The sequence below is a fragment of the Sphingomonas sp. Leaf34 genome (assembly GCF_001421805.1).
Lineage (GTDB): Bacteria > Pseudomonadota > Alphaproteobacteria > Sphingomonadales > Sphingomonadaceae > Sphingomonas.
The window spans coordinates 479,141-504,497 of record NZ_LMLC01000002.1; the positions used below are offsets into that span (position 1 = coordinate 479,141).

Consider the following 25,357-nt stretch of genomic DNA (forward strand, 5'->3'; position numbering starts at 1 on the left):
TGGAAAATGAGCCAGTCGGAATGAACATGGTGCCTACCTTGGCTTGGATCGCGACCATGCGTGTGGCCGGTGCATGATGGCTGCGGCGTGATGTAGCGGCAAACGCATAGTTCCAGACGCAATCCGACACATTCGAGCGGCAGCATCTCTACCGCCGATGGTTGCCCGAAAGCTTCGTGGTTCTCGCCGGTGCAAGTGCTGTCAGCCTTTGGCTGGCGCACGCGCTGTGGCCCTTCGACGGATTCCCCTCGGCGTTCGAACCAGCGAACCGGCTGCTGCAGTCCGACGAGAAGATTTCCACGGATCAATGGCTGCCAATCGCACGGGGGCTTTCGGCCGGTATCGCGCTCTCCCTCGCCATCCAGTGGCGCCGCCTCCAGAAAGCCTATCGCCGCGAGTGGGCCCTGCCCAAGCCCTGATACCCCAAAACCGCCGGGAAGCCGTGCTCGCGCTGTTGCTGAGTCTAAAAGCAGCTTTCATTGAAGAGCTCTTCTTCCGACCTGGCGCTGCCGTTGCTTCTGTTTCGGGTCACGGGCTCGCACACGGTCTCTCACCACCGGACCGATCGATTGCGACGCCGATTATCCTCCGCAGCGATTCGGCTACGTTGTTGTCGACAAAATTCCGGTATCTTCAGCCGAATTGGAATCATCTATGTCGGCTGCATTGCGCTTGGTCGCGACCGAGGATCGCAGGCTGCTGCGAATACCCGTAACGACGACGTCCTGATCGGTTCGCGCAACCTCTGACGGGCCCATCGGCTCCATCGGCGTAACCGCCTGCGGCGTACCGGTCGGCGCTACCGAATCCGCCTTTGATTGAGCAAAAACCGGCACCGAGCAGAATGCGAGCACAGTCGAACCCGCAAGCCGATGTGCTCTCATACCTCCTTCCATTATGCCCTTCTGACTGACCGTCCGCTCATTAACTTGTCCGAGCATTTCAATATCAAGAAGTTACGTTTCGGCCATATCCTAAGCTGAAATATGCTAGGACGAGTTCCTACCATATCGGTAGCGGATGTTAGCGATGTTTATACGCTTAACTTATCGGGAAGCACCGTTTTATGGGTGCTTACCCGCTCTGAGGCTTCTGGCAAATATAATCGACAATACTCTGAGCAATGATGTAGCCGTAGCAGGACCAACGGTATGCGCGCTGGCAATACGACATGCGTATGAGACGCAGCGATGGAACACAGGGAGATGATGATGCGGAGCATGAACGTAAGTCGCCGGGGCATTCTGGCATCGGGCGTGGCCGGAGCGGCCACGTCGATGATGCTGTCGAGCGCTGCGGGTGGGCAGACTGCCGCATCCGGTACCGCAGCGCTTGCGCCGCGTCCGCCGATGGGATGGAATAGCTGGAACAGCTTCGCCACGACCATAACGGAAGCGCAGGCACGCGAAACGGCGAAGATCATGGCCGATCGACTGCTCCCCTTCGGTTACGACGTCTTTACCGTCGATATCCAATGGTACGAGCCCGAAGCATCGAGCTACGAATACAACCGCAACCCGCTGCCGACGATCGACGACTACGGCCGGTTGCTTCCCGCCCCCAACCGCTTCCCTTCAGCAGCCGGCGGCAAGGGGTTTGCGCCGCTCGCCGCAGACGTTCACGCGATGGGCATGAAGTTCGGCATCCACCTGATGCGCGGCATCCCGAGACTTGCCGTCAAACGCAATCTCCCCGTGTTTGGGACAAGGTACCGGGCGGGCGACATCGCCGACATGACCAGCATCTGCACCTGGAATCCTGACATGTATGGTGTCGACATGACGAAGCCGGGTGCACAGGCCTATTACGACAGCGTCTTCAAGCTCTACGCCGACTGGGGCGTTGACTTCGTCAAGATGGATGACATGAGCCGCCCCTACGACGCGCATGCGCTCGAGATCGAAGCTGCGCACCGGGCGATCGGCAACACGAGTCGCCCGATGATGCTCAGTCTGTCGCCGGGAGAGACGCCCGTGACCCGCGGCGAGCATGTACGCCGACATGCGCAGATGTGGCGCATTTCAGACGACTTCTGGGACGAGTGGGCGATGCTGGAGGCGCAGTTCACCCGGCTGGAGAACTGGAACCAGTGGCGCCGCCCGGGCGCGTGGCCCGATGCCGACATGTTGCCGCTCGGCCGTCTGGCGCTTGGCAAGCGTGATACGAAATTCACCGTTGACGAACAGCGGACACTGATGACCTTGTGGTCGATCGCGCGTTCGCCACTCATCATGGGCGGCGATCTGCGTAACCTTGACGCACCGACGCTGGCGCTGCTGACCAACCGCGCGGTTCTGGCTGTAAACCAGGCGTCTACGGACAATCGTCCCCATTTCGTAGAGGATGGTGCCCGTATCTGGTCTGCAAAGCCCGAGGGCAGCGACGACCGTTACGTCGCCTTCTTCAACACCACCGACAAGGTCAAGGCAATCGGCATTGGCTTGCGTGCTCTCGAGAAATCGGGGCAGGTCGCGGTGCGTGATCTCTGGACCGGCCGCACGCTCGGTTCGGCAGATGGGCGGATTCAAGCAACCGTTGCGCCGCACGGTGCCGAACTCTACCGCCTGACGTAACAATGGACTGATTATTTTCCTAAGCCAAGGCGACCTGGCCGAATGATCGAGACCTCCAAACTGCGGGCACGATGGCGAAGACATTGGCAATGATCGAGGCGGTCGATGACGGGAGGACGCCGCAAACGTCCGGCCGTCGGCTGGGCGGTGCGGTCGCGCACACGTTTGCCGCGCGATCCTGGCCGGAGACTATGCGCCGGGCGATGCTCTATCGGGTGCGCTTGTCCTCACCGACACGCTGGGAGTGTCGCGCGGCGCTTATCGCGAAGCGGTGCAAGTATTAATCGCCAAGGGCCTGGTGGAGAGCCGGCCTAAATCGGGCACGCGCGTCTTGCCGCGGCATCGCTGGAATATGCTCGGTCCAGACGTTTTGGCCTAGGTGTTTGCAGGCGAACCCGACATGCAATTGCTGCGCAGCCTGTTTGAACTGCGCGCCGTCGTGGAACCCGCGGCAGTCGCGTGGACGACGCAATTGAAACGGCACGAGAGAGCGCTTCCACGAGATCCGATGCCAGACCATGATGCAGTCTATGACGCCATCGTCGACAAGAAGCCCGAGGCTGCCGCGGCGGCAATGCGCAAACTTGTCGACTTGGCGCTTGCTGATACTCGCGCAGCGCTAAACGGAGAGATGGCATAAAAGCTTTACAGCCGGCTGGGCTATTTCGTTAAAGCAAAAGCAAGCCAGGATGTCGGGCGGGCTATTGTAACCGGCGCGGCCGCTGGCGCAGCTTCGAAGCCGTCGAGTACGCCACGCTCGAATGGTCGACGGGTTCAACCATCGTCGACTGTTGCAGCCCATCGACAACATTCCGGCTGCCGAAGCCAAAGATCATTACTAACCTGCCGCAGGCACGATCGATATGGCAGCATGACTAACGATCCGAGGCCGCCGGCATAATCGGGGCGGTTCCGTAGCCCAGACGGTTTGCCCCATCAGAGCGCCCTTCTTGTATTCGAAGTGAAACAGCAAAACGTGATCGTCCCAATCAAGAACCAACAGTCGGGAGGATGATCGTCAAAGCACGCCCTCCCCCTAACACTGCAGTAACCGATCCGGCAAAGTAGAACCGTTTCGAACGGCCAACGTTTGTAGCAATCCGCGAGCCGCACGTCTTAGAAGAGCTTGCGCAGACCGATCTGGACGGAGCGACCCAGCGGATCGATGTACGCAGCCTGGAAACGGTTTGGGACTCGCCCGAGCCGGTCGCGCACATCGATCCGATCGTTCAACAGGTTCTCGACCGTGAATTGCAGCGTCATCGCTTTCGCCCAGGGACGTTTGACGATCTGGTCGACCTTGAGAGATGCGTAGGGCACGAGCCAAGTCCGCCCCGAAAAGCGAAGGTCCGACGCCGCTAGGTCGCTGCGGATCCGAGTCGGCCCCTGCAAACGGCCGTACAGCCCGATGTTCGCGGCCCCGAGCGATCCGCTCAGGTTCAATTCGGTTTCCCAGCGGGGCCGCCCGCCGGTGCCGGTCAGCGTGTCGCCATCCAGCAAGTCCAGCGCTGGCAGATCGTTCCGCAACGACAGGCGATCGTCGAGCCGCCACGTCGTGGTCATCGACACATAGATCTGCGGCCTGGGTTTGGACGCAGCAGGCGGCGGGCGGTCTTTCGCCGCGATGCCAACGGGCGGCGTCTGTGGCGGAGGGGTTCGACCGATCGGAGTCGACAGGCTGAGCGTGACCTGCACCTTCTTTTCGCGTTCGCCCGCGATATTGACCGGCCTAAGGTCGGCACTGACGAGGTGCCCTGCAGCATTACGCTGAAACGCGTCGGCAAAGGCAGTCTGGAATGCCGCAGTGGCGCTGCCCAGCGTCGCCGTCTGATTGCCGATGCGCATTTCGATATACTTGGCGGTAAGCCGCAGATCCTTTGCCTTGATCGGCGATACGGCCACGCCCAGCGTGACAATCCGTCGTCGCTCCGCGGCCAAGGCAGGGTTGCCACCGGCGATCGTCGTGACGAGCACGCTGGTGCCGGTGGTGAAGTCGAAAAAGGGCGTGTTCGGCGTGGTGACCGTCGGATTGGTCAACAGCGTGATCGTCGGCGGGGTCTGTGCTTCGTTGACCGACGCGATCAGTTGGATCGGTCGCACCGGCGACCATGTCAGGCCATAGTTGGAACTGACCAGCCGACCATAATCGGATACGTCCGACACACCGATCATGCCGTTGACCGACAGTTGCCCGAGGAACGCGAGCACGTCCTGATTGGCGGAGGCGATCGGAAGATCCGCGTTGACGCTTGCCCCCTTCGTCGTGCGCCTGAGGTCGAGGGTCGATTGCCGCAAACCCGGCAGGCTCCCCGAACTGCTCGATCGGGCGTAATCGCCCGACAGCGTGATCTGCGCGTCGCCGGCCGGCAGCTTGACCAGCGGACCGTTCGCGACCGCCTTCGTCAGCAATGTGCCGGTCACGGTCCGGCTTCGATAGTCCTGACGCAGCGCGGAGGCTTCGGGGCTCAGCATCGCCAGCGGATCGCCGCCCGCATCGATCGAGGTCTGCAAGTCGTCGATCGGGACGCCTTGTTGCGAACGTGTCAGAGCCTGCACCCGGTCGTAGCTGGTCGTGACGTTCCACCCCCAGCGCCGGATACTGCCTTGTACCAGGCCGGAACCGTGCAGGGTCAGGCTCGTGTTCCGCTGCCGGAGAACCGCGTCGGGAAGATAGCGGTAGAGCAGGACATCGTCGGTAAAGGGAAGCACGCCGCTCCCGCCCGGTACGCTCAGCAGGGCGGGCGCCAGGCCGTTCAGGCCAGTGTTCCTTTGCGCCTCCATCGACAGGTTGAGCGACCCGCTCATCGACTTGCCGATCGGCGCCGCGACCGTGCCATCGACAGAGATCCTATCGTTCCGCTGCTGGAGTGAGCGATAGCGCCCGACATCGGTAACCGCGGGCACCCCTGCGCCGGCGACGTATCCCGTCAAAGTCCGCCGACTTGCCGGGTCGTTCGGCACCGCGGCGATCGTTACCGGATTACCGCCCAGAGCATCGAGCGCTGGATCGATACTCCCCCCGCCTACCCCCGTGATGTTGCCGCCAAGCGCATAAAGCGTGTCCGGATCGGGCACGATCGCCCGTTCGCTTTGCAGGATCGGGTTGAGCCGCAGATGCGACATCGTCAGCGTTGCGCGGCGCGGGCCGTCGATGCGGGCGGCGGTTACCTCGACATAGTTCGTTTCGCCGCCGCCTTCCGTCGTGGTGCCGGTGGCCTGTTGGTACGTGATCGCACGAAACTTCTTTTTGGTGATGAAGTTCATTACGCGAACGGTGGCAGGAAAACCGAACCGTGCAGCCTCGGACTCCGGCAAGACCTCGATCTTTTCCATCGCCTCCTGCGGCAGGCTGTAGAGTTCGTTCATGCTCGACATCCGTCGGCCGTTGAGCAGATAGACCGGATCCCCGCCGCTTGCCGACGTCGTGAGCGTTTTGAGGCGTTCGAGCAAAGTCTTTAGATCGGTCGCGCCCAACGCCTGGATCGCCGCCTGATCCAGCGTCGCGGTCGGATCTACAGCACCAACCACGCTACCGGCGGTCCGTTGACCGGTGATGACGATGTCGTCCTTGCTAGATGACTGTGCCTCCAGAGACATTTTCTGAGCCAAACCAATCCCGGGAAATGCCACGCTCCCCGCAAGGCAAGCGAGTATCGTTCGAAAAGGGTGAACCTCTAAGCGATACCTCACGAGACGCAGATCAAGATGGCAGGGGTGTCGATGATGGTCACGGTCTCGCGAGTGGGTCGATCAGCAGTGGAACGAGCTATCGTGTCTGGAATACGGCGATTTGTGGCAACAGAAGTGGCAAGAGCAAAGATCGGTTTGCTCTCGAAGCATTTGCCGCCGATTCTGCCCCTTCGCTTTTGATGTCGTCTGATCGGAGAGTCCTGGAGACACGTCTTGGCGCACGCACCGCGGCCATGATCAAGATCGTTCCATGGTTTTCGTCGGCAGATGTGGTTCGGTTTGCATACCGGTCGAACACAGGATTTTCCGCGACGGGGAGTACTAGAAACGCCATTTGAATGGCACAATCGCTGTTCCTCCCGACATCGGTTTCGATGTGGACGTTACCCGCGCGATATTTAAGCTGTGCATTGACGGGCTTCCGGCCCCTACAGGATCGTACTGCTCAAAGGCCTTACGCCTTATGTCTTCACGTGGCATGCGTCGATCCATTCGCGGGTTCCGCATGTAGAGCGTGGCGGCAAGTCCGCTCGCACCACCCAATCGGGTGTCTATCCCCTTTGGAGCCCACACAATGATCTCGTCAGACTGACCACGGTCCAGGAAGTTCGACTCTCTGGGCCGCAACCTCTAGAGGTCGAGATTTAGCGGGCGTTGACCTCTAGTTTAGACGCGCTTTTTCTACCTGATCATCCCCTTGTCTTTCATGAAGCGTTCGACCTGCTCAATATCAATTCGCCAGGAAAGGGTATCAAAAGGACTCTCGGTCGCTGGCACCAAGTTAAAGCGAGTGCCTAGAAAGCGGAAGTAATGCTGCTGACAAAAATTTGTCGCATATACAAAGCTCCGATGTCTGAAGCCCACATTCTTGGAGAAATCTGGCGGAATAAGCTCCAGAACCTGTGTTCCGGCGCTTGCGACTATGGCGTTGGAGAGACCTGCACCATGTTCGGCAACAATAATTTTGGCGTCTTTCAACAGCCCTGCCTGCGTCGACAGATCGAGTCCGGAAAGCGTCACCACTTCGAAGCCATGCTCCCGCAGGAATCGTTCTAGATCCTCGCGGTTTAAGAGCGGCCGCTTGGATGGCGCGTCGGCACGGGAAATAAAGACTCGTTGGTGACCGGTCGGCTTCGCAGCCGCGGCTAGCCGGCGCGCAAAGCGCCGCAGCGCATCGCCATGGACGATGTTATGTGGCTCGATTACGACGACTTCACCGAATTGTCGGGCAATCGCGCCAGCCTCGATCGTTTCGAACCGAGCACGATCACCGAATAGCTGCAACGTATCCTCGACGAATTTGGCCGGCGAATTGACAATGGCGATGCGTGGCCGATCATGTGCCGCGACCAGCCATTCGATCACCGGCGCTGTCTGGATAAGCCAGTGGAAGAAATTGAAATGGAAGAACGATGCAATAACGTAGATTGGGCTGCCATCAGGATCAATGTTGACTGCCGGCGTCGGCTGGACGCAATTCTTATAATTGGCCGGCAAGAGCCAATTTTGGATCGACTTGGATGAGTCGGCGATGACGCCGCGGGCATTGAGTACATAGCCGTTTCTGAAGTGCCACTGGTTGAAGCCGGACTCAACCCGGTGGGTAATTTCCCCGTTCACCCTGATATCATGTGGCTCGTCACGAACCTGGACCAAAGGCGGCCTTCCTTCGGCAGGGGGTTCCGTCATAGTAAAGGCCGATTCCAGCTGGCCAAGCTGCTGCTTCGCCACCGCAATCATGCGTAGGGTGGAGGCGTTCCGGCCGGCCGCTTCCTCATCTTGCTCTAACACAGTGAGCGCCTGCTCGTAGAGCCCATGCTCTAATAGCAGGCGCCCCGCTCGCTGACTCAGGCGGCCATTGGACGAAATATCTTCGGCCAGCTTTCCGATCCCGGTCCGGTCGTTCGCTTTCAGCAGGAGCGTCAACAGGCGGAATGCCGTCACCGCCCGGCCGGTCTGCACGGGCGCCGCGACGACGAGCCTGAGGCAATGGATCGCGGTTGCCGGATCCTCCTCCTCCAACGCCCGGGCAATGCCCTGCAGCACGCGCACGATGTCTGGCCCCGGATCCCCCCCGGGGGTCAGTCCCGGCGCAAGCTGCTCCAGCGCTGCGATCGCGTCGCCACGGGCTAGCGTCGCCGCCGCGCGTAAGGCCAATTGCCGACGGGAGATTACCGGCGCCTTTTCGGCCGCCGCCGCACGGTTGCTCATGCCGCAGTCACAGATTGCGAACCCCCTGCCAATGTCATCGCATCGTCGCCCTCATCCGGCTGCCGTACTGCCATGACACCTAAAATATTGCCTTGCCGAGGCCCGGCCCACCCGGTGCCCTTGTCGAGCGCGATGTCGGGAATATCCGACAATTGGGCTATGGTAAAAGAATTGGACGGTAAACCGCGTTCGAACCAGTATGAGTAGCGCCGATAATATGACTTTTTATCGTAGGCGAGTCGTTTGCGCTTTTGGCGAAAATCATGGAATGCGAGCCGTAACCAACCCGTCTTCGGGCCCATCAACTACATGATTCCAATATAGACGTGTCTTTCCGGCATCGTGATCTTCAGTTCGCTTCCTTCTTCAAGTTTATAATATGTCATCTTGAGCCTACCACGCACGAAGCTCTCAAATTCTCCAGAGTCCGTTAACGTATCGATCGGAATAAATACCTTTGGGGATGTCGCCCCGCCACTCCGGGTCCACCGACCCTCCGCATCGCCGGCAACGATGTCGTCGATGAACTGGAGCAGTCCCTTGGCATAGAATTCAGTGCCAAGGTCGGCAGTATGTGTACCGTCCCGCAAATAGGTCTGTAAGGTTCCCTTGTTGCGCTGTTCTACCATCGCCGAGAACAGATCAAGGCAGGGAAGCCGGTTGTCGGAGGCAAAGGTCTGGATGGCATCGGTGAGCGGGTCGTCGGAATAATCGATCGCGCGGCGATACAATTGTATGAAACAAGGAATTGCACCCCTCGCCTGGCAAAGACCGGCGATTTCTTCCAGGATTCTCATATATCCATCCCGCGTCTTACTGAATCTGACGCAGGAGGATATTTCCAAAATAACATAATCTGCCCCTTCGAGACCGAGATACTCGAAGAGATAGGGAACGAGATTGAATGTAGCTCCGCCGATCGCCTTATAGTCGAAATCATAGCGGCTGTCGGAGGACTCGCATTGCGTCCTCACCCTCTCAGCGTAGCCGTTGCTTTGCTCGCTGATGCTGAAGCCGAACAGGCGGACGACAGGTTTTGTACGAAATACCGCCGATGCAGATAGCTCCCCCTGGGAAGTGTCGTCATGGCATCAAGCCATTCTCCGCCGCGTCGTGTGATCTTACCATAGCCCAGAAGCCACTTGTGGCCATGGGTCTATCTGATTGTCAGACCTCATTAACATAGTACAGGATCTTGTCGACCTTGGCCAGCAAGTCATCGCTGTCGGCGGGCCGGTACCTAGAGTCTGCGAAAGGTCTGACGCCCTGACTACGGCGCGAGGTCGTTGTGCACGGCCAAGCGTATTTGCCCTTACCGAGCGGCACAACTGCTCAGCGTTTGGCGTCGAGCGGTCGTCGGCGAGCCCCATTTCGCACAAGCCGGAACAGACAGCTGGTTATGCGCATCCGTGATCGGCGGCACCGCGGACGCGCTATGATGTCTTCTTTATCTGCATCCCGCCGCGCCGGAAAGCAAGATCGTGAACTACATCTACGCCCGCCAAGGGGTGGATAACTCGCCTTCTGCGCTCGCTGACTGGATCGAGCACTCGGCCCAGCTTCTCACGCCGTTGGTCGAGGCGCTCGAGCGTCACGACATGGGCGGAGGCCAGCTGCACGCTGACGACATACCCGTGCCAGTCCTCGTGCTCGGTACCGGTTGCGCCAAGACCGGCAGGTTGTAGGCTCATGTCAGTGACAACCGCATCTCTGGCGGCAGGACGCCAGCCGCCGCGCTGTTCCGCCCCCCCCCCCCGCCGCAAGCCCCAGCGCCCAGCTGAGCACAGGCGGGCACTCCGGGGCGATCTCACGACCACGGCTATGCCCAGGGTTGATTACATATGCTGTGGGGTCGCCTGCCGGGCGGAGGTCCCACGCAATCTCTTTGACGTCCACGCCGAGACCGGCTCGGCGACGCCCCGTGAGGCGCTGAACCATATCGCCGGCCTCTACGCGGTCCAGTACGACGTGCGCAGCAAGTCGCCGGGCAAGCGACGATGTGGGCGCCAAGACAGGGCCGGACCACTGCCGAAAACGTTGCGCCATTGGCTCGACGGAACCGGCCGAAGCGGTCGCGGCACTCAGACCTGTGGGTCCCTGTCCGCTACGCGCTCACCCGCTGGCCGCGCTGACCCGCAAGCGCGTTACCGTCGGCTCGAGATCGACGACAACGCAGCCGGGCACTCGCTGCGGGCCATTGCCATCGGCCTCACGAGCTGGCTGTTTGCGGACTCGAACCAGGGCGGCCGCAGTGGCGCCCACATCTATAGCCTTCGAAGCCGAGGTCTGGCCGACCGATACCATCAGCCGTCACGCCGACTATTTCACCCGTGGCGCCACTGAACTGCTGCTCTGGATTTACCGGCCAGCTTGCCCCGCCTCCTTTGTCCGATGCTTGCGGACAGGCAAGTTGGTCACGAGGTAAGTCGGCATACCCTGGCGACGCGGCAAGCACGGTGTCCATAGCGTCAGCTGACGCTCACATTACGCCTCTGTCCATGCCGAATAAGAAAACCGCAACGACGTCCAGGCCTGACGTCCACGACGTTAGTCAGCGCAACCGCAAATTTTTGCCCTCATGTCGAAGTACCCAATCGCGTCGCCAGTCGGTTTTCTGCCTGAACGACGGCCAAGTCTAAATGAGCAGGATCAATCCGAAAATCCGAATTATACCGCAACTCCGGCTGTAGGCTTTCACCAAATACATACGTGTACTGCTGTCCACAAATTGTTGCGCAGTCATAGAAGAAGGTTTCTCTTCCGCCTCCAGGACAAAGCGTTATGACTTGCGCATGCGATGGTGCAAAAATGATATTTGCAAAGGCTGCGCCGACCGGACCCACGATAATTCTTGCATCGCTTACTGCTGCGGCCTGCTGCGACAGGGACATACCCTGAACATCGAGTATCACGAAGCCGCTATTTTCAAGGTGATGTGCAAGTTTTTCCTGGTCGATGAGTCGCCGCTTGTACTTTGAACTACGGTAAAGCCAAATACGTTTCGGCTGAAACAGGGCTCCGCTAGCCGTTATCAAGTCACGGGTCTGCAACAGGTTGGGTGGATATTTCGAACCGCCGTGAGACCCGGCGGTCGTGATGAATACCAGCCAGTCCACTCGGCGGGGCCGTTCGTGAAAGACTAGCGGCAGCGCCAGCCTCGTCGTTGCGATCGCTTCCGCATAGATGTCGCGGATGTGCCCCCGCACGCGACGACCAATCAAAGCTTGTATGCCACGGACGTCCGTCACCGACGCCGCAAACGGCAGCTTCGGAAGGACCTCGGCTACAAAATGGCCATAGTTATCGGCGGACCACTGGTTCAGCAGAAGCGCAGCAGGAATATGGACGATATCTTCGGTCGCGAGTGCAATCCGGGAAGCTTCGGCGGCATCAAGGAACTCGTCCAGCCGCTGCTTCGATCCCGGACGGGAGTGAAGCACGGACTCTGTTATCACCCTGCCATCTTGGAGAGCAACTACGCCGCTGGGGAACACAATCGCGTTGTTGATCGCGAAAGCCGTCATCCCGTCTACATTTACCATCCCCTGGTTGAAGATGCTTTCAAGGTGGGTAAGGTCATCCGGCGTCAGATGTTCAGCACCAATCACCGAGGGTCGCGGGCGAAAGTACGTCGAAGATTGCTGACGTTTGAGCAAGTGAACGCCATCGCTATGCGGCATGGCTTCATGAATTGACATCAGGCCGGGTGGTAAGTCAGTCAATATGAGCTCTCAACCCGCAGACTGGTTGAGTAAGGCATGCAAAACGGTCTCAACCGACATTTCGGACATGCAGCGACATTGGCCGGCCAGAAAACGCTCCGTACGAAGGCTAGTATGCAGTTCGCACGGTGCACAAGGCTTGTCGATTACTAGCGCTGCGCTCGCCTCTCCCAGCGGTCCCCGCGTCCGTGCGTTGGTGGGGCCGAAAAGCGCGATCAGCGGGATGTTCAACGAATTGGCGATGTTCATCACGCCGCTGTCGTTTGCAACAAACTGCGAGCAATTTAGCATTCGCGTCGCCATTTGCTCTATGTTGCCGCCGGTCATGTCGATCGTTCCAGGGATAGCCTCATCAGGCGTTCCAAAGGATGCTACTGGAATGCCGCGCGATGTCAGTTGCCTCGCGAGTTCCGCGAACCACGGCCAACGCTTGGTCGCCCACACGCCATCCTTGGAACCGGCGTGGAAGCCGACCAACCGATCCTTCGGCACCGTCCATCTCAGGTCGCCACAATAGGGCGCGCGCACGTCGTCTATGTCGTAGGGAACGCCCAGCAGAGCGTCGGCGGCGGCGAGGTTGAACTCGGCTTCATGTAGGGCGTGATTAGGATGGAAGACATCCCAGTCGCGGGAGCATAGCGTTCGCCGCGCAGAAAAACGAGGAGTCATTGCGCCGAAGCTGTGCGTTAGGAAAACCGTATCGTACCGCCGCTCCAGCACGTTGTCGCCGATCAAAAACGCCTGGTTCACGATTCCAGACAAGGACACGACAAAAAGCAAATCCCCATGATCCCCGGCAACGACCACATCCACCGGCCGGCCCCAGCGCTTTGCCAAGTTGCGCAACATCGGCGTGGTATGAATGATGTTGCCAAGCCCAGACCCTACGCCGACGAGAATAGGTTGCTGGATCGGAAGCACGATCTGGGACAACCTCTCGCGCTGCTGTGCGAAGGCGTAACGGGCCGAGTTTTCGTACGCGGCAACTGACTGATCCTGCCAATATGGCTCGTCCGTAAACAACCGCTCAATCTGCGCCGCCCAAAGCGCAGGGTCTTCCTGAAGAACTGTTCCACTTTCTGCCAACAGCAAGGGAACGTTGCCGCGATCCGAACCAATCACCGGGGTTCCGTGCCGCTGCGCCTCGATGACAACGCGGCTAAACGTCTCAACAAAGTGATAACTCGGTACCATAACGACGCGCGCCCGCTTGTAGAGCGCCGCCATGTCGCTGGTGCGCTCCAGGACAGTTATGTTATCTAGCCCCATTGCCGTGATCGCCTCCTCGGCGAACCGACGTTCGGTTTGGGTGGCAATGGTTACAAAATTTCGACCCGGGAGTCGTTCGGCGACGCGCAGTAGCAAGTCGAATCCCTTGTCCGACCGCGCGTTCACCAACAGCACTTCGTCGCGGGATGCCGGATCAATCTCGGTTATCGGCTCATCATCGGGTAGCGAATAAATCACCGGTGCCCGGAGATCGAAGCTGCTCTCCAACGTATCGCGTGTAAACTTCGAATTGACGTACGTCGTGTCGAAGCGTCGCAATATACTGTTGAATTCCGGCCGTGGTTCGGCACCTATGCCAACGTCCGGATAGTAGCCGGGAGACGGCGTCGGATGGTAGAAAATCTCGCGCCAGAAATGCACACCGAAAATCAATCGCCCGCGCAAAAATCTGAGGCCGGTGAGAACTTCGTAGCCCAGACCCGAAACAACATGCGTGATCGTTGCCTCTTCCCGGACGGCGAGCCGCAACAGGCTTTCCGGACCGGAGCCGACATACACATAGGGGATGCCATTAACGTCGCCGGTTTCACCCTCCAGTTCCTCACGAGTGCCGACGATCAGCGGTTCATAGCCCAGATCGCGATACAGCCGGGCCATTTGTTCGAGAAAATGCTCTGCGCCACCAAATTTGCGCGCGCCGAACTGTGAGATCAACAATACTCTGCCCCCGACCCCGTCACGTTGGCCAGGTCCGTCTTCAGGCTCTACAATTGCACCATGCTTGTGCGCTAAGGCCAGCAATGCCCGCAGCCCCCCGTCTGACGGCGTCAGACCTGCGTCGATCAACTCCAACAGGAACACACGTCGCCAGAGCCATTCGTGATGCACCGCGCCAGCGGATGTGACGATGCCCCCCGCCCATTCGAAACCGCGCTTTTCGGCTAGGTCCGAGGCGGAATTTGGCTGCATACTGCCGAAACGCATCCAATCCGCGTCAACCTGTTGCAGGCAGCGCGAGATGTCCGCGACGTCCATTTCCGCTGCATCGGCAAGATGCGCCACGCCCGCGTGGCCATGCTTGCTCTGACCCAAATGGGACAGGAAACGCACTGTAAACTTCGCCGTGTCATTTTCGGGAGCAGCCGCGACCGCCCGGTCTGCGGCTTGTGCCGCCAGCTCCAATCTGCCAATCCGAAGCGCCGTCCCCGCCAGCGTCAGTTGCGCCGCCGCCGACCCAGGCGCGCGCGCTGCAGCAGCCTCGGCGGCCTCCAGCGCACCCGAGGTGTCGCCCAAATGCATGAGCAATCCTGCAAGCTCCCGCGGGGCCCGGAAATCCTTTGGCGCAAGTGCGTTCGCGGCCTGAAGGTGTTCAAGGGCCTCGGGTAAGACGTCGCGATCGGGTGGCATGGCCCCGTATCCACCGAATGCGACCAACTGCGCCGCCCTCCCCGCCTCTAGCCGGTAGCGGTGCTCCTGCGGCCTTGCCTCAGCCAGCGCGGAAAATAGCGAATAGGCATCAGCAGCGCGCTGCAACCGCAATAAGGCAATACCGAGGTAATAGTCGACTTCGTAACGCCCCGGCATGATCTGCTGCAGCCGTTCAAGTGCGGCGAGCGCCTGCTCGGCGCGTCCCGCCCGCAATAGGCTCCGCCCCAGGAACACCAGCGCCCGGCCATTGGCCTGCAGCGTCGGCCAGGCAACCTGTCCCAACGCGGCAAGTTCAACATCACGCTTGTCGTTGAAAAGCCGCTCGCAAAGGCTTGCAAGACGGTCCTCACTCGGAGCCGCGGCCGCAAGCAGGTCTTCCATCAACGCCAGCACCTGATCGATCGGCACGTGCGCGGGCCCCGTTGCACCGGGAGCAGGCCGCGGCGTCTTAGGCACCGAGGGAAACATGCGGGGCATGGTGCCGTTCGCTACCGGCACGGACGACGTCGACGTCGACGTCCATCGTCCCGGAGCGCCTTCGGGCGCTCGCGGTGGGAAACGTACTTCGGGCCCTGGCTCCGCATCCGCGTTGAGGGGGGGCGTCTTCAGGACCGGCAGCGTGGGAGAGCAGGGTTCCGCCGTTGCGACCGTCACCGAATTACTGCTACGATCGAGCCATTCGGGCCGTAGCGGAATACGGAAGCCATGATCGCCTGACCCGATCCCGGCCCGTTCAAGATCCCCTCGCATACGATTGGCGATGAAGCTGCCGACCCGGCGATCGTTCACGACGAGGTCAAATGTCACATGGAGATCAGGCTTCGCCTCGTTCCAGAGCCATCCAATCGCTGCACCATCGAGAATGCGTTCGAACTTACCCCGCATATCAGGCTCGGCCCTCGATCATTTTCGAGGAATAGCAGGACGACAAACGTGCTCTCCGTCTACCGAGGATAGCTCCGGAGACGGAAAGACGCCTTGGACACTATGTTGATTTTGATCGTTATCATCCCTGCAGTGTACGATCAACGTGCAACCGCGAATTAAGGTACAGCGAGGATGGACAGGCTGGTGTTTCGCCGGAAAGTTATGGCGGCCGGGGCTGGCCTCACATTAGTCGGATGGCGAACATCCATTGAGGAATGCTGTGGCCTCAGCATCAATTTCGTCAAGTTGCCTGGTCCATGACACTCCGGTTTTTAACACGGTCGCCGGGTTGCCAGCCGCCACGGTAAAAGGCGGCACCTCCTTCGTCACAACACTAGCTGCGCCAATGATTGAGCCTTTGCCTATTACGGTTCCGGGGCAAACCGTCACACCTCGAGCCACCCATACATGCTCACCGATTGTGATGGTGCGCTTCGTGTTAGTTATAGTCCGGCTTTCAACATCTATAATGCCATGCTGATCGCACGCTTGCAGATGCACGTTATGCGACAACATGCAGTCGGATCCGATTGATATGCCGCCGTTGACGATCACGCCCGTGGCCTCATTGATCGATGTCTTGTCTCCAATCTGCAACGTCGCGTGGCCGTAAATCATGCAGGACAGATTTAACTTTCGGCATTCGCCTATTTTCACTCGAATGTTCGGACGATTCATAGTTAGCCGGATAGTCCCAGCAAAATCTCCAACCTCGATCTGAGTGCCAGCAATCACGCTACGTGCGTCGAGGATCAGTGACGCTGTTTTCCGTTCCAAAGATGCGATTGCCTTGGGGCCAAGATGTAACGACATCTGGTCCCAGGCACTTTCGCTCACACGCAGCCCAGGAAGGTTACGCGCAGCTTCAAAGCCAACAAGCTCCATATTACCATTTCCCCGACCATTAATATTACAGATAGCATGCTCCGACCCTAAACACTCCACCTGTCACCGTGCGAGTTTTACCGATTTCCATCGACGCCCATATCCAAAGCCGAATCAGCTCAAGATAATTAAGCTTCGATTCCGAACAACGATTGCAGCATATCGGTCCCGACCTCCTTGGTACCATGAACAGTGTTTCCGACATTTTGATCATGAATAGCAATAAGCCACATAGGATCTAGCGTTTTGATATTAAAATTATCGAGCTCTTTGAATACATTGACATGATGAAATTCGGTAGCAAAACGGAGCTTTTCTCCACCGGATCTATCACTTACAAGACTAAAAAAGTTGCTAGTGGGATAATCCCTCAAAAATAGTTTACGCTTAATAACATCATAGTCCGCGCCCGATCTGAAATTTATTACATGCGGCATGCTCATCGAACTATTTATACCCGCGAAGGCTATCTCGCGAGCGCGAAAGAGGTGAGACTTTTCAAGTGCGTCATCGTTGTCGAGCCGGGTCGATACACAGTACTCGAAAGACTCAAGCGACGTATTGATCTTATCATGCGCCTCTTGCTGCGACCGAGCAAATACTGGAGTGATTACCCCGTCCAGATAGTCATAGTATTCAGCGGGCGTGTCTGGATCAAACATTACAAACCATGTAAAGTTTGTTAAAGACTGATGCCGGACCGAAGGAAGGCAATATCTATTGAATAAATCTCGCCGATGCGCCAGCCATTTATTGTCAAGATTCAAGGATGACTTATCAGATCCGATAAAGTTAGCCCTTATGTTGTACCGCGTTATCAAGACGCTGGCCATTTTATCAGATAGATTGCTCATAAATATTCCTATAATCACCGAACATAGCTGACAGCACTCAGCAGCGGTCCAATACAATTCCCCGCCTCAACCAGTTATGCTTTCTATCGGGAGGCGTCTCGACGTCCTTAATAACTTCTGAATAAGTAACTGGCGTAACCGAGTAGTTCATGGCCGCCAAATCTTTACCCTCCTTGAGCGTAAGTGTCGCAATGCCATCAAGGTAGAAATATTCATTGCGCCATTCTGGCTTAACGCCTCTGGACAGGTAGCTTGACCGGTAGCCCGGTCGTCCCAATTCGCTTCGGCCTGGCTCGTTTACCCACTCGTCATTTACTTTGCGCCCTCCCCCTGACGCTACGTGGAGAAGCTTGCCTTCAACATTGTGAAACCCAAGCTTGTCCACTCTACCAGGCTTCTTCCAGTATTCGATTTCGTTACGTACGCGAAAATAGCCTTGCCCTTTGAGCGTTACAAATTCGCCATTGTGAAATAAGAGCCAACGACCAGCTAGCGCATTTTTAAATGGCTCGATCCAGCGGCCATCGACGACGCCAATCGGACCATTAGAGGTGCGGTTTTGGAGATCAGAAGGTGTCGAACACACCATGAGAAAAAATGCCGACTGCAATAACACATTCTCACTCCCGTTGTGCCCCGTGCCACCAATCACGTACCGCGCTGTAATGAGCTTAACGGCCACTAACCTCTGTCGTTTCAAACCGCGCGTATTTGATCCGAAAGATAAGCGGCACGGATGCGTCCGGTTGGATGGACGACCAAGCGCCTACTACGCTTGGCAAAAACTGTCCACAAAGCGTAGCAGCTAACGGCTGCTGACCCGACCCGAACATCGTCGCGCCGCGATCCGCAGGGACGCAATCCAAGATTCTTCCTGATCTGGATGCGGGGGCGCCACAACGCGGTCCGAAACCACAGACGAAGCCGCGACCACGTAGAGCCCTTGGCTTAGAGCCTCATGTGCTTCCGCGCAGAGGCTGGCACCGGCCATTCCAAACTGGAGGAATATGCTCGCTCGATCGATTTCGGCCTGAAAGTCAACCCTGGCACTGCGCAGTACAAACCGCATGTTGGCCTCCGGCCCGCGGCTCACACCGTCCGCAATGACGGTGAACTGCTGATCCGGGTTGCGCCGTATGACGTGAAGCAGCGATCCCATTTGGCTGAAATCGTTCAAGATCGCCAGAACGCCCCTCCCGCCTGGGACGAGCGGCTTTGATCCGGTCCCCTGAGGAAGGATCTGTGAGAGTACTTCTACATCTTCGCCCGACATGGTGACTTCGCTTTGGGCAAAAAAGCCAAGCTCAGTGCTAAAGAGCGCGGCCAGGCCCGTTATATCGTGTAGGCCATGCAAGGTAATGGGTATCAAAGGGGAGTCGATCGACGATCGAATGCCCATGTTCTCCGCCATATTGGCAATGGAGAGAATCAGCCCTGGCCGGACATCCCCGATTATCCGACTCCAGACGTCATTTCCCCATAGTGGCGAGCCATGAACTAGCGTCACGTTGTCGCGGAACTCGAAATAGGCGCGCTCGCTGGACTGAATGTTCGTGACGATGATCGGGCATAGATCCATCGCCGCGATTTGCCGTGCCAGACGGATAAGCGCATTCGGAACCGTACCCGGTTGCTTCATCATGGGATCGCAAAACGGCGCCGCAATAAGAACGGTAGTCCATGGTGCCAACGAGATCTGCCGCCCGCCCAAGTTCAGCACGATCGGCGGTGAAAAGCTACGCGCACCGGAAAGCAAGCTATCGCGACCAAAAGCGAGCGGTGTAGCAGTTGTCACTATAGTCTCGCCGCCTAGGAACACAGACCATCTTTCAAGCACATCGTCTTCATCGAATGCGTGATCGAGACGATGGGTCAGCCCCTTGTTGCCGGCAGCCAGCTGGCGGAACCGGCCCTCGTTGGCGCGGGCCTGGACGGGGGCGAGTGCGAGAGCTCCTCTAATCCACTGCCTAGCTCCCCAATTCGCCAACGTGCCGCTGGCTTTCCCCGCAAATTGTTCCAAAAGCGACAGTGCCGCGTCATTCCTCCCTACGCGTAAACACGCTTGCAATTCAATTTCAACAAGCGCCCGTGTCTGTCCCGGCGTCAGCCGAGCGTTGAGGATCGCGGCAATAAGCGCAGTCGCATCCAACGCCGTCGCATCCCGGTCGACGCGGCCCCGTCCTGGCGCGTCGTCGGCTACAATTTCAATCGCGTGAACGAGGTGACGAAGAGCTACAGAGTCCGGCATTCTCAGAGCGGCGGCTTGCGCGGCGCTGCGAGCGCCTGCCAGATCCCCCGAACGCAGAAGCTCAGCTATAACGGTGAGAAACGTCGGCTCCGATGTCGGCAGCGCTATCAAGCGTTCGGCATCAAGCATCGGCTTGAAGACGTCTCGCGATGGCCGATCCACGGCCTCAACCTCGTACCGCATTTCGTCGACCTGTACCGGCCTCCAGACTGGCATAGGGCCAAGTGCCTCCGCGTTTTTTCGCATCTTCGCGAACGCTACCAAAGCATCCTCAACACTGATGTCGCTCATGCAGAACGGCTCGTCGCAGCGCACCCAGTCGATCTTGAAGTTGCAAGGTCCACACGGCACGAATTGCGACAGGATCGCACTCTGCGAGTAAAACGGTCCGTTTTTGCGGATCGCTGTGGGACCAAACAGCCAAAGCGTGGGAATGCCCAGCGTTTCGGCGATGTGCACCATGCCGCCGTCATGCCCGATGAAATAGGAACACCGTCCTATACCCTCAATCGTTTCGCGAATGGAAAGTCCGGTCCAGTCCTCTGCTTGGGGTACGTGCTCTTCCGGCAGACCGAAACACCGAACGGTCCAGCCCTGTGCTGTCAATCGCTCCACCAGCGACGCCATATGAGGCCATTGCCGCTTGGCCCAGGCGCCCTGTTTGATGCCGTTCGCCACGCCGATGACGCGAGGCCCATCGGGTCGAAGATTTACGTCGCGAAGAAAGCTGATCGGCAGCGGCGCATCAAGAGCAGGCGTAGGTCCAAACGCCTCTTCCAGGCCAAGGAAGTAGACGTCGGCCTCCCTAATAAAGCGACCGTCCAGGTTGTAATCATACCGCTTATTCTGCTGGATCCAGGTGTTTGCCGTGCAGAACGGCTCCGAATGTCCTGCTAGAGACGTTGTAATGAGCACATCATAGTGACGACCCAGTGCATACTCGTAGCCTGGGAAAACAAAGTTTACCCAGGGCGCGCCATTGAAAAGCGAGACGCCAACCGGGGGGCCACCGTTGACGATGACGGAGACGCGCCGCCCGCTTCGCTCCGCGATCCATCGGATCATCGGCGTGGCGTTCATCATGTTGCCAAGCCCCGATCCGATCACGACTGCGACCGAGTCCTGAGCCAGCGTCAATGCTTCCGCCAAGCTGACGGCTGGCACGCCGACCATCAGATCGACTTCAACCCGGTCCCGAAACGCTTGTCTTGCTCCTGCAACTGCGTCCACCCGCGCGAGCGCCTGTGCTACCTGCCGGCGCACCTGCGCGTTGTCGGCCATGCGTTCGGCCAACGCATCGCCACCATCGGGCAATTCCCAAACGATGGGCACGTTCAGACTGGCAATGCTCAATATGTCGCCGGGCTCTTTGGCGATCGCGCAGATTGCTTCTGGCGTCCGCGCGAACACGGAACGGATCAACTGATCACTGCCGCCGGTGACAATCTGAAGCCGATCACCAGCGACGCCTCGCCAACGGCGACGCTCGCCCACGTTCAGGGGATCATGACTCCAGAATGTTATGATGCTCGTCATAAGACCTTCCGAAGCATTCGAAGAGATTCCGCACTCGGCACTTCGAATCCTCCATGAGGCTCGTTATACAACACGGTTCGGTGATACCCCAAACTGAAGAAGCGCTCCTCAGTCATGTGCAATCCCTTGCGGCCGATATACCGGGCATTATTAGTGTGCGTCGACACGCGGTGAATGCCAAGCACCTCGCAAGCCATGTTCTTGATACTATCCTGTGATGATAGATACCCTTTACCGCCCCGCCCCAAGCTACGAAGCATATGGTTGATCTCGGGATGCTTTTCTTTGCGGTCCCGGTAAGAGAGACCGTCGATGATCTCAAGGTATTGCGTGACGATCTTGTTACGTGCCTGCCAGCACTGACGGGTAATGCCAAACGCCCAATTATGTTCGTTCATAAGGCAGAGCGTCTTTGACTTTGCCCGCTGCTCAGCGATCGGCATGTCCTTGCTAAGCCCATAAGCGCTTACAAGACCGATGTGCGGATGCGCTATCGCCATGTCGATCAGTTCAGTCAGCACCTCCATATAGTGCGGCTGGAGTGGCATATCGTCTTCCAGGAAGACGGCTGCCTCATACGCATGATCAACGAAAAACAGTCGCTCCGCACGATCAAAGTTGTGTGCCACCCCAAGATTGAAGGGTGCCAAGACCACATTGCCTTCGGGAAGGTAGCGTTTGAAAACAGCGACGGCTTCTCGGATCTGCTCCGGGTCGGCGTAAGCGGTGCCGCTCTTCTCATCCTGCGAGCCGTCCTGAAACAGAAAGAAGCGCGGCGTCCATCCGCCATAGCCGAGCTGCCTCACTACTGTCTGAAGCACAGTCTCCAAGTAATCCGGGCGATCAAATGACATGATGCCGATCGGTAGAATTCGCTGCTTGCTCATCCGAACACCGTTACTGACCGCGAAGTCTGGGCGAGCCTCGCGTCAGCCTCGGCCAAAGATGCCTTGCCAAGATGCTCGACCAATTCGCCGCGTACAGCAAGGCCGCTAAGCTCGCCGGGCCCCGCGCTTGTCGAGTTGAGCAGCCTTACCACGCCGATGTCCAAGCGCCGCGCGTCGAGCATCCGCGCCAACAACGCTGGATCATGTTGCCGGTCCTCTACGAGAAACACCGCCCAGTCACCAATCAATGGCGCGCCACCCACGAACGAGTCTTCCAGCCGCGTCACCAAGGTGCACTTCGGTCCATAGGCATCGAAATCGTTCGCGAGCGAGCCTTTGCGAAGCGCCGGGGGCAAGTAGAAGACGGCAAATCGTTCATCCGACGCTTCCGGTGGCGCCCCCAGCAGTGCTTCGGCTGCGCCGAGGCGTTTGTCGAACTCGCCACCACCGCCGCGTGGGAAGGCACTGCGCGCCCACAGCGTCCAGCCGGACACGAACCCGGTTCGCGCCAGACGCGCATCCAGCGTCGCATCGTTTACGCCAGCCAGAATACCCTTGCCGCGCGTGGCGGCGTGCAGCGCGCCCAGATGATCACCTTGGCCCTGTTTCAGCAGCGACCATGTCACCAGCGCCTCCGCATGCATGGGCTTGCGCGCCAACACCCTCTCGGCAAGTTCCTCGGCCACCTCCGCGCTCCCAAATCGCTGTTCGCGACGGGCAGCGACCGACAGCAGATCGATATGGTCTTGGTTTTCCGTCAGCGCATCGTCGATGATAACCCCTGCCAATGCAGGGCGGGCAACATTCGCTGCAAGCCTAGCGGCTTCGACGGAAAGCGCGACGTCCTTACGGTTCCGCTGCCACAGCAACATCGTAAGGTCGATCGCCCCATCCTTCAGCGGCGTGATTGCCACGACACGGCGCTCAAGCGGATCGATCGAAGCCAGCAATGCAGTTGCAATCTTCGTGTAAAGCCGCTCCGGCTTCACGCCCGAGGCAAGCGCGTCAAACCACAGCTTGTCGTACAAAGGTCTCAGCACCGGCCCCGCCGTAAGAGGCGAGGCTACCATAGCGCGCAGCAGGAGCGCCAACGAGTCGATAGGCTCAGGCAGATGGTTGCTCGTAAACCACGCGAGCAATAGATCCGCGCGCGCAAACCGCGCAACCGTCTGCAGCCTCTGCATAGTTGCCTGACCGCTTTTACCCGCAAGTGCGCGGTCAAAAGCTGCCTGATCGTAGGCGAAGTGGCGACTTTCTACCGCAATGACCGGCCCGCCTGTCGTGAAACACACTTCTACCAGATGAGGCGCGCCATCGTAGCATGACTGGGGTAATGGGAAGCGAAAACCTCCGGCGACCCCCAACGCAATAAGCGCCTTATCATCGATAAAACTACCAGCCGTCTCGTCCACAAATGCGCCATCGATACGAAGCGAGAAACCTCCCGATCCAAGACGCTCGAGATCGGCGAGCCAGTAACCGGAAACCACCCCATCATCATCGATAGTCAACGCGCTGTCAGGCGCTTCAATAAAGTCCATCGTTATGGAACGTCGAAGCTGCTTCCCGCCGATACCTTCCAAGCTGACACGCCGAGAACGTCCGTCCAAGTAATGGAAGGGGAGCAAAAATATAGTGTGCCCAGTAAATGCAGGAGACGGCGATAGCGACTGAAGCGTCAGCTCTTTTCCGTCGATGACCAGACTCGCTTCGTGACCCGTACCTTCGACAGAGACGATTCGGCCATGCGCAACGATTTTGGGAGGAGCCGGCCGCGGCTCAGTTGGGGGAACGCTCGATTCACGACTGTTCGCGGAACGCGCCTCGATCGGCGGCGCGTCGAAACGAATACTGCCTATCGTCGGAGTTACGCCGTGGCCGCCCTGCAAAAGCTCGACCTGCCCAAACACGTGTCGCTCGCCAACTTTGAATTCAGGCAAGGGGAGCTCAAACCGATGTGCAACCTGCGCAGGATCGAAGTCAATCGGCGCCACGACCGGCGGGTAATCTGCTGACAGCGACAGCTTGACCGCGGAACCTTCCGCTACGCCCTCGACGCTGCCCTCAATTGCCCACTTCGCCGGGTTGAGCCGCAACCCACGCGGAATGCCCGGTTGGTCCGCGCGGCACGCTGCCGCTGCCCTGGCCAGCAGATAGCGTGTTTTCGGCGACAGATCGGGCCGGTCACCGTCGAAGGCGCAAGCGCAGAATGAAGCATCACCGAGCAAACCAAGGAGAAGCTGCCGCCAGCTTTGCGCCTCAAGAACCGCGGCCGCAGATTGCGGCCCGACAGGGAGCGTGTCCACCACCCACTGACGTAACGCCCCGCCCGGCCGTGGAATAAAATCATCGTGCGGCGCGTGACGCCTATCGATCAGTCCGCTCATGACGCGCTGATCGAAATCGCCCGACTGGAACAGGCCGCGTAGAATTTTCGTGAGCGGCTTGCCTTTATAATCGGCGGCGCGCTTGTCGTTTTCGGCCCGACGTCCAAGCGCGATCAGATAGATGTTCCGCACCGCGTCTTCATCGGCAAGCGCCTTACTGGAAAACTTGTTGAGCAGCGTGGCCTGCTCCGGCAAAGGCATGACGACAACTGGGGTCGTCGGGGGCGTTTGAAGGACCTCAACTATAGGGACGCCGGCCTTCAACGCATCTTGCGGTGGGACGTTCAGCGCCAACACGTCGTCAGCGGCGGGCACGGCTGCAGGCGGCTCCGTCGCGATGTTTGCAATTTCCACCTTCGCGACATGCTCACGCACTTCTCTCGACAGCAGCGCCTCGCGGAACAGATCGTCGTTGAAAACACGATCGAAGAACTCTCGCCAGTCCCCCACGTGTGAAAGCTTCGCAGCCACTTGAACGCTATCGCCCAATAATGCGGCGAGCCAATTGATAAGTGCTTCGGACGGCTTGACGGAGCGCTGCTCGTGAGGGAAGCGACGTCCATCCAGCCATGCATTCGCCACATTGTTTGCAAATTCCGGCGAACGTGTAACACGACCTAATGCCGCGGCAACGGACCTTTGCTGCATTTGCTCGATGACCTGCGGCGGGCTGGCGGCGCGCCCGAGCATCAGCTGGAAGACCTTCTGAACGTCGTCCCGCGTGGCGATTGCCGAAAGTTGCATATTGTCAGCCGCCATAAATAGCCTCGTCCACTCGT

At 58.6% G+C, this 25,357-nt stretch carries 16 protein-coding genes and 2 pseudogenes; 6 read left to right on the forward strand and 12 right to left on the reverse strand.

What is annotated here, in order from left to right:
* Window positions 1-161 precede the first annotated feature (161 nt).
* The 4 genes and pseudogenes from ASF00_RS07455 to ASF00_RS18350 form a co-directional block, all read left to right on the forward strand.
* The gene (locus ASF00_RS07455; protein WP_055876440.1) at window positions 162-419 is read left to right on the forward strand and encodes a hypothetical protein; all 258 of its coding nucleotides are present in this window, start codon (window positions 162-164) and stop codon (window positions 417-419) included.
* A 786-nt stretch (window positions 420-1,205) separates the two neighbouring features.
* Window positions 1,206-2,573: a glycoside hydrolase family 27 protein gene (locus ASF00_RS07460; RefSeq protein WP_443024394.1), complete on the forward strand. Its 1,368-nt coding sequence runs from the start codon at window positions 1,206-1,208 to the stop codon at window positions 2,571-2,573.
* 71 nt (window positions 2,574-2,644) lie between these two features.
* Window positions 2,645-3,213, forward strand: a pseudogene (locus ASF00_RS17880) (FadR/GntR family transcriptional regulator).
* A 65-nt stretch (window positions 3,214-3,278) separates the two neighbouring features.
* Window positions 3,279-3,415 (forward strand): annotated as a pseudogene (locus ASF00_RS18350) (IS3 family transposase); the annotation flags it as partial.
* A gap of 274 nt (window positions 3,416-3,689) precedes the next feature.
* Here the strand turns inward: ASF00_RS18350 and ASF00_RS07480 are convergent.
* From ASF00_RS07480 to ASF00_RS07490, 4 genes are all read right to left on the reverse strand, one after another.
* Window positions 3,690-6,170 carry a TonB-dependent receptor domain-containing protein gene (locus ASF00_RS07480; protein WP_055876451.1) on the reverse strand — a complete coding sequence of 827 codons (2,481 nt, stop codon included), beginning with the start codon at window positions 6,168-6,170 and terminating at the stop codon, window positions 3,690-3,692.
* A 774-nt stretch (window positions 6,171-6,944) separates the two neighbouring features.
* Window positions 6,945-8,474, reverse strand: a complete 1,530-nt coding sequence (locus ASF00_RS07485) for a glycosyltransferase 61 family protein (RefSeq protein ID WP_055876453.1) — start codon at window positions 8,472-8,474, stop codon at window positions 6,945-6,947.
* On the reverse strand, window positions 8,471-8,779 hold the full coding sequence (locus ASF00_RS18355) for a hypothetical protein (RefSeq protein WP_162233566.1): 309 nt from the start codon (window positions 8,777-8,779) through the stop codon (window positions 8,471-8,473). The genes ASF00_RS07485 and ASF00_RS18355 overlap by 4 nt, the downstream gene beginning before the upstream one ends.
* The gene (locus tag ASF00_RS07490) at window positions 8,780-9,448 is read right to left on the reverse strand and encodes a hypothetical protein (RefSeq protein WP_055876455.1); all 669 of its coding nucleotides are present in this window, start codon (window positions 9,446-9,448) and stop codon (window positions 8,780-8,782) included.
* Window positions 9,449-9,955: 507 nt separating this feature from the next.
* Here ASF00_RS07490 and ASF00_RS07495 point away from each other — a divergent pair.
* The gene (locus tag ASF00_RS07495) at window positions 9,956-10,159 is read left to right on the forward strand and encodes an IS66 family transposase (protein WP_055876459.1); all 204 of its coding nucleotides are present in this window, start codon (window positions 9,956-9,958) and stop codon (window positions 10,157-10,159) included.
* 136 nt (window positions 10,160-10,295) lie between these two features.
* Window positions 10,296-10,817 (forward strand): IS66 family transposase, encoded by a 522-nt coding sequence (locus ASF00_RS19290; protein ID WP_162233567.1) that lies wholly within the window; start codon window positions 10,296-10,298, stop codon window positions 10,815-10,817.
* A 233-nt stretch (window positions 10,818-11,050) separates the two neighbouring features.
* Here ASF00_RS19290 and ASF00_RS07500 read toward each other — a convergent pair whose 3' ends face one another.
* From ASF00_RS07500 to ASF00_RS07520, 8 genes are all read right to left on the reverse strand, one after another.
* Window positions 11,051-12,172: a glycosyltransferase family 61 protein gene (locus tag ASF00_RS07500; protein WP_082463281.1), complete on the reverse strand. Its 1,122-nt coding sequence runs from the start codon at window positions 12,170-12,172 to the stop codon at window positions 11,051-11,053.
* Between the two features lie 33 nt (window positions 12,173-12,205).
* Window positions 12,206-15,262, reverse strand: coding sequence for a glycosyltransferase (locus ASF00_RS07505; RefSeq protein ID WP_162233568.1), 3,057 nt, complete (start codon window positions 15,260-15,262; stop codon window positions 12,206-12,208).
* Window positions 15,263-15,967: 705 nt separating this feature from the next.
* Window positions 15,968-16,666: an acyltransferase gene (locus ASF00_RS17890; protein WP_082463283.1), complete on the reverse strand. Its 699-nt coding sequence runs from the start codon at window positions 16,664-16,666 to the stop codon at window positions 15,968-15,970.
* A 128-nt stretch (window positions 16,667-16,794) separates the two neighbouring features.
* Entirely contained in the window at window positions 16,795-17,520 is a 726-nt protein-coding gene (locus tag ASF00_RS17895; protein WP_082463284.1) for a glycosyltransferase, read from the reverse strand.
* A gap of 37 nt (window positions 17,521-17,557) precedes the next feature.
* Window positions 17,558-18,202 carry a hypothetical protein gene (locus tag ASF00_RS18360; protein WP_156348221.1) on the reverse strand — a complete coding sequence of 215 codons (645 nt, stop codon included), beginning with the start codon at window positions 18,200-18,202 and terminating at the stop codon, window positions 17,558-17,560.
* Between the two features lie 123 nt (window positions 18,203-18,325).
* Complete coding sequence (locus ASF00_RS07510) at window positions 18,326-21,304, reverse strand: glycosyltransferase family 9 protein (RefSeq protein WP_055876470.1); 2,979 nt, start codon at window positions 21,302-21,304, stop codon at window positions 18,326-18,328.
* Complete coding sequence (locus ASF00_RS07515) at window positions 21,301-22,191, reverse strand: hypothetical protein (protein ID WP_055876473.1); 891 nt, start codon at window positions 22,189-22,191, stop codon at window positions 21,301-21,303. Before ASF00_RS07515 ends, ASF00_RS07510 begins: the two co-directional genes overlap by 4 nt.
* Window positions 22,188-25,337 (reverse strand): hypothetical protein, encoded by a 3,150-nt coding sequence (locus ASF00_RS07520; RefSeq protein ID WP_055876477.1) that lies wholly within the window; start codon window positions 25,335-25,337, stop codon window positions 22,188-22,190. The genes ASF00_RS07515 and ASF00_RS07520 overlap by 4 nt, the downstream gene beginning before the upstream one ends.
* Between the last annotated feature and the right edge of the window lie 20 nt (window positions 25,338-25,357).

Bases quoted from the DNA above. Each gene is read 5' to 3' on its own strand.
- ASF00_RS19290 (WP_162233567.1), top strand. From the start codon at position 10,296: ATGCCCAGGGTTGATTACATATGCTGTGGGGTCGCCTGCCGGGCGGAG.
- ASF00_RS07485 (WP_055876453.1), bottom strand. From the start codon at position 8,474: ATGAGCAACCGTGCGGCGGCGGCCGAAAAGGCGCCGGTAATCTCCCGT.
- ASF00_RS17890 (WP_082463283.1), bottom strand. From the start codon at position 16,666: ATGGAGCTTGTTGGCTTTGAAGCTGCGCGTAACCTTCCTGGGCTGCGT.
- ASF00_RS07480 (WP_055876451.1), bottom strand. From the start codon at position 6,170: ATGTCTCTGGAGGCACAGTCATCTAGCAAGGACGACATCGTCATCACC.
- ASF00_RS17895 (WP_082463284.1), bottom strand. From the start codon at position 17,520: ATGAGCAATCTATCTGATAAAATGGCCAGCGTCTTGATAACGCGGTAC.
- ASF00_RS07500 (WP_082463281.1), bottom strand. From the start codon at position 12,172: ATGTCAATTCATGAAGCCATGCCGCATAGCGATGGCGTTCACTTGCTC.
- ASF00_RS07510 (WP_055876470.1), bottom strand. From the start codon at position 21,304: ATGACGAGCATCATAACATTCTGGAGTCATGATCCCCTGAACGTGGGC.
- ASF00_RS07520 (WP_055876477.1), bottom strand. From the start codon at position 25,337: ATGGCGGCTGACAATATGCAACTTTCGGCAATCGCCACGCGGGACGAC.
- ASF00_RS07460 (WP_443024394.1), top strand. From the start codon at position 1,206: ATGATGATGCGGAGCATGAACGTAAGTCGCCGGGGCATTCTGGCATCG.
- ASF00_RS07515 (WP_055876473.1), bottom strand. From the start codon at position 22,191: ATGAGCAAGCAGCGAATTCTACCGATCGGCATCATGTCATTTGATCGC.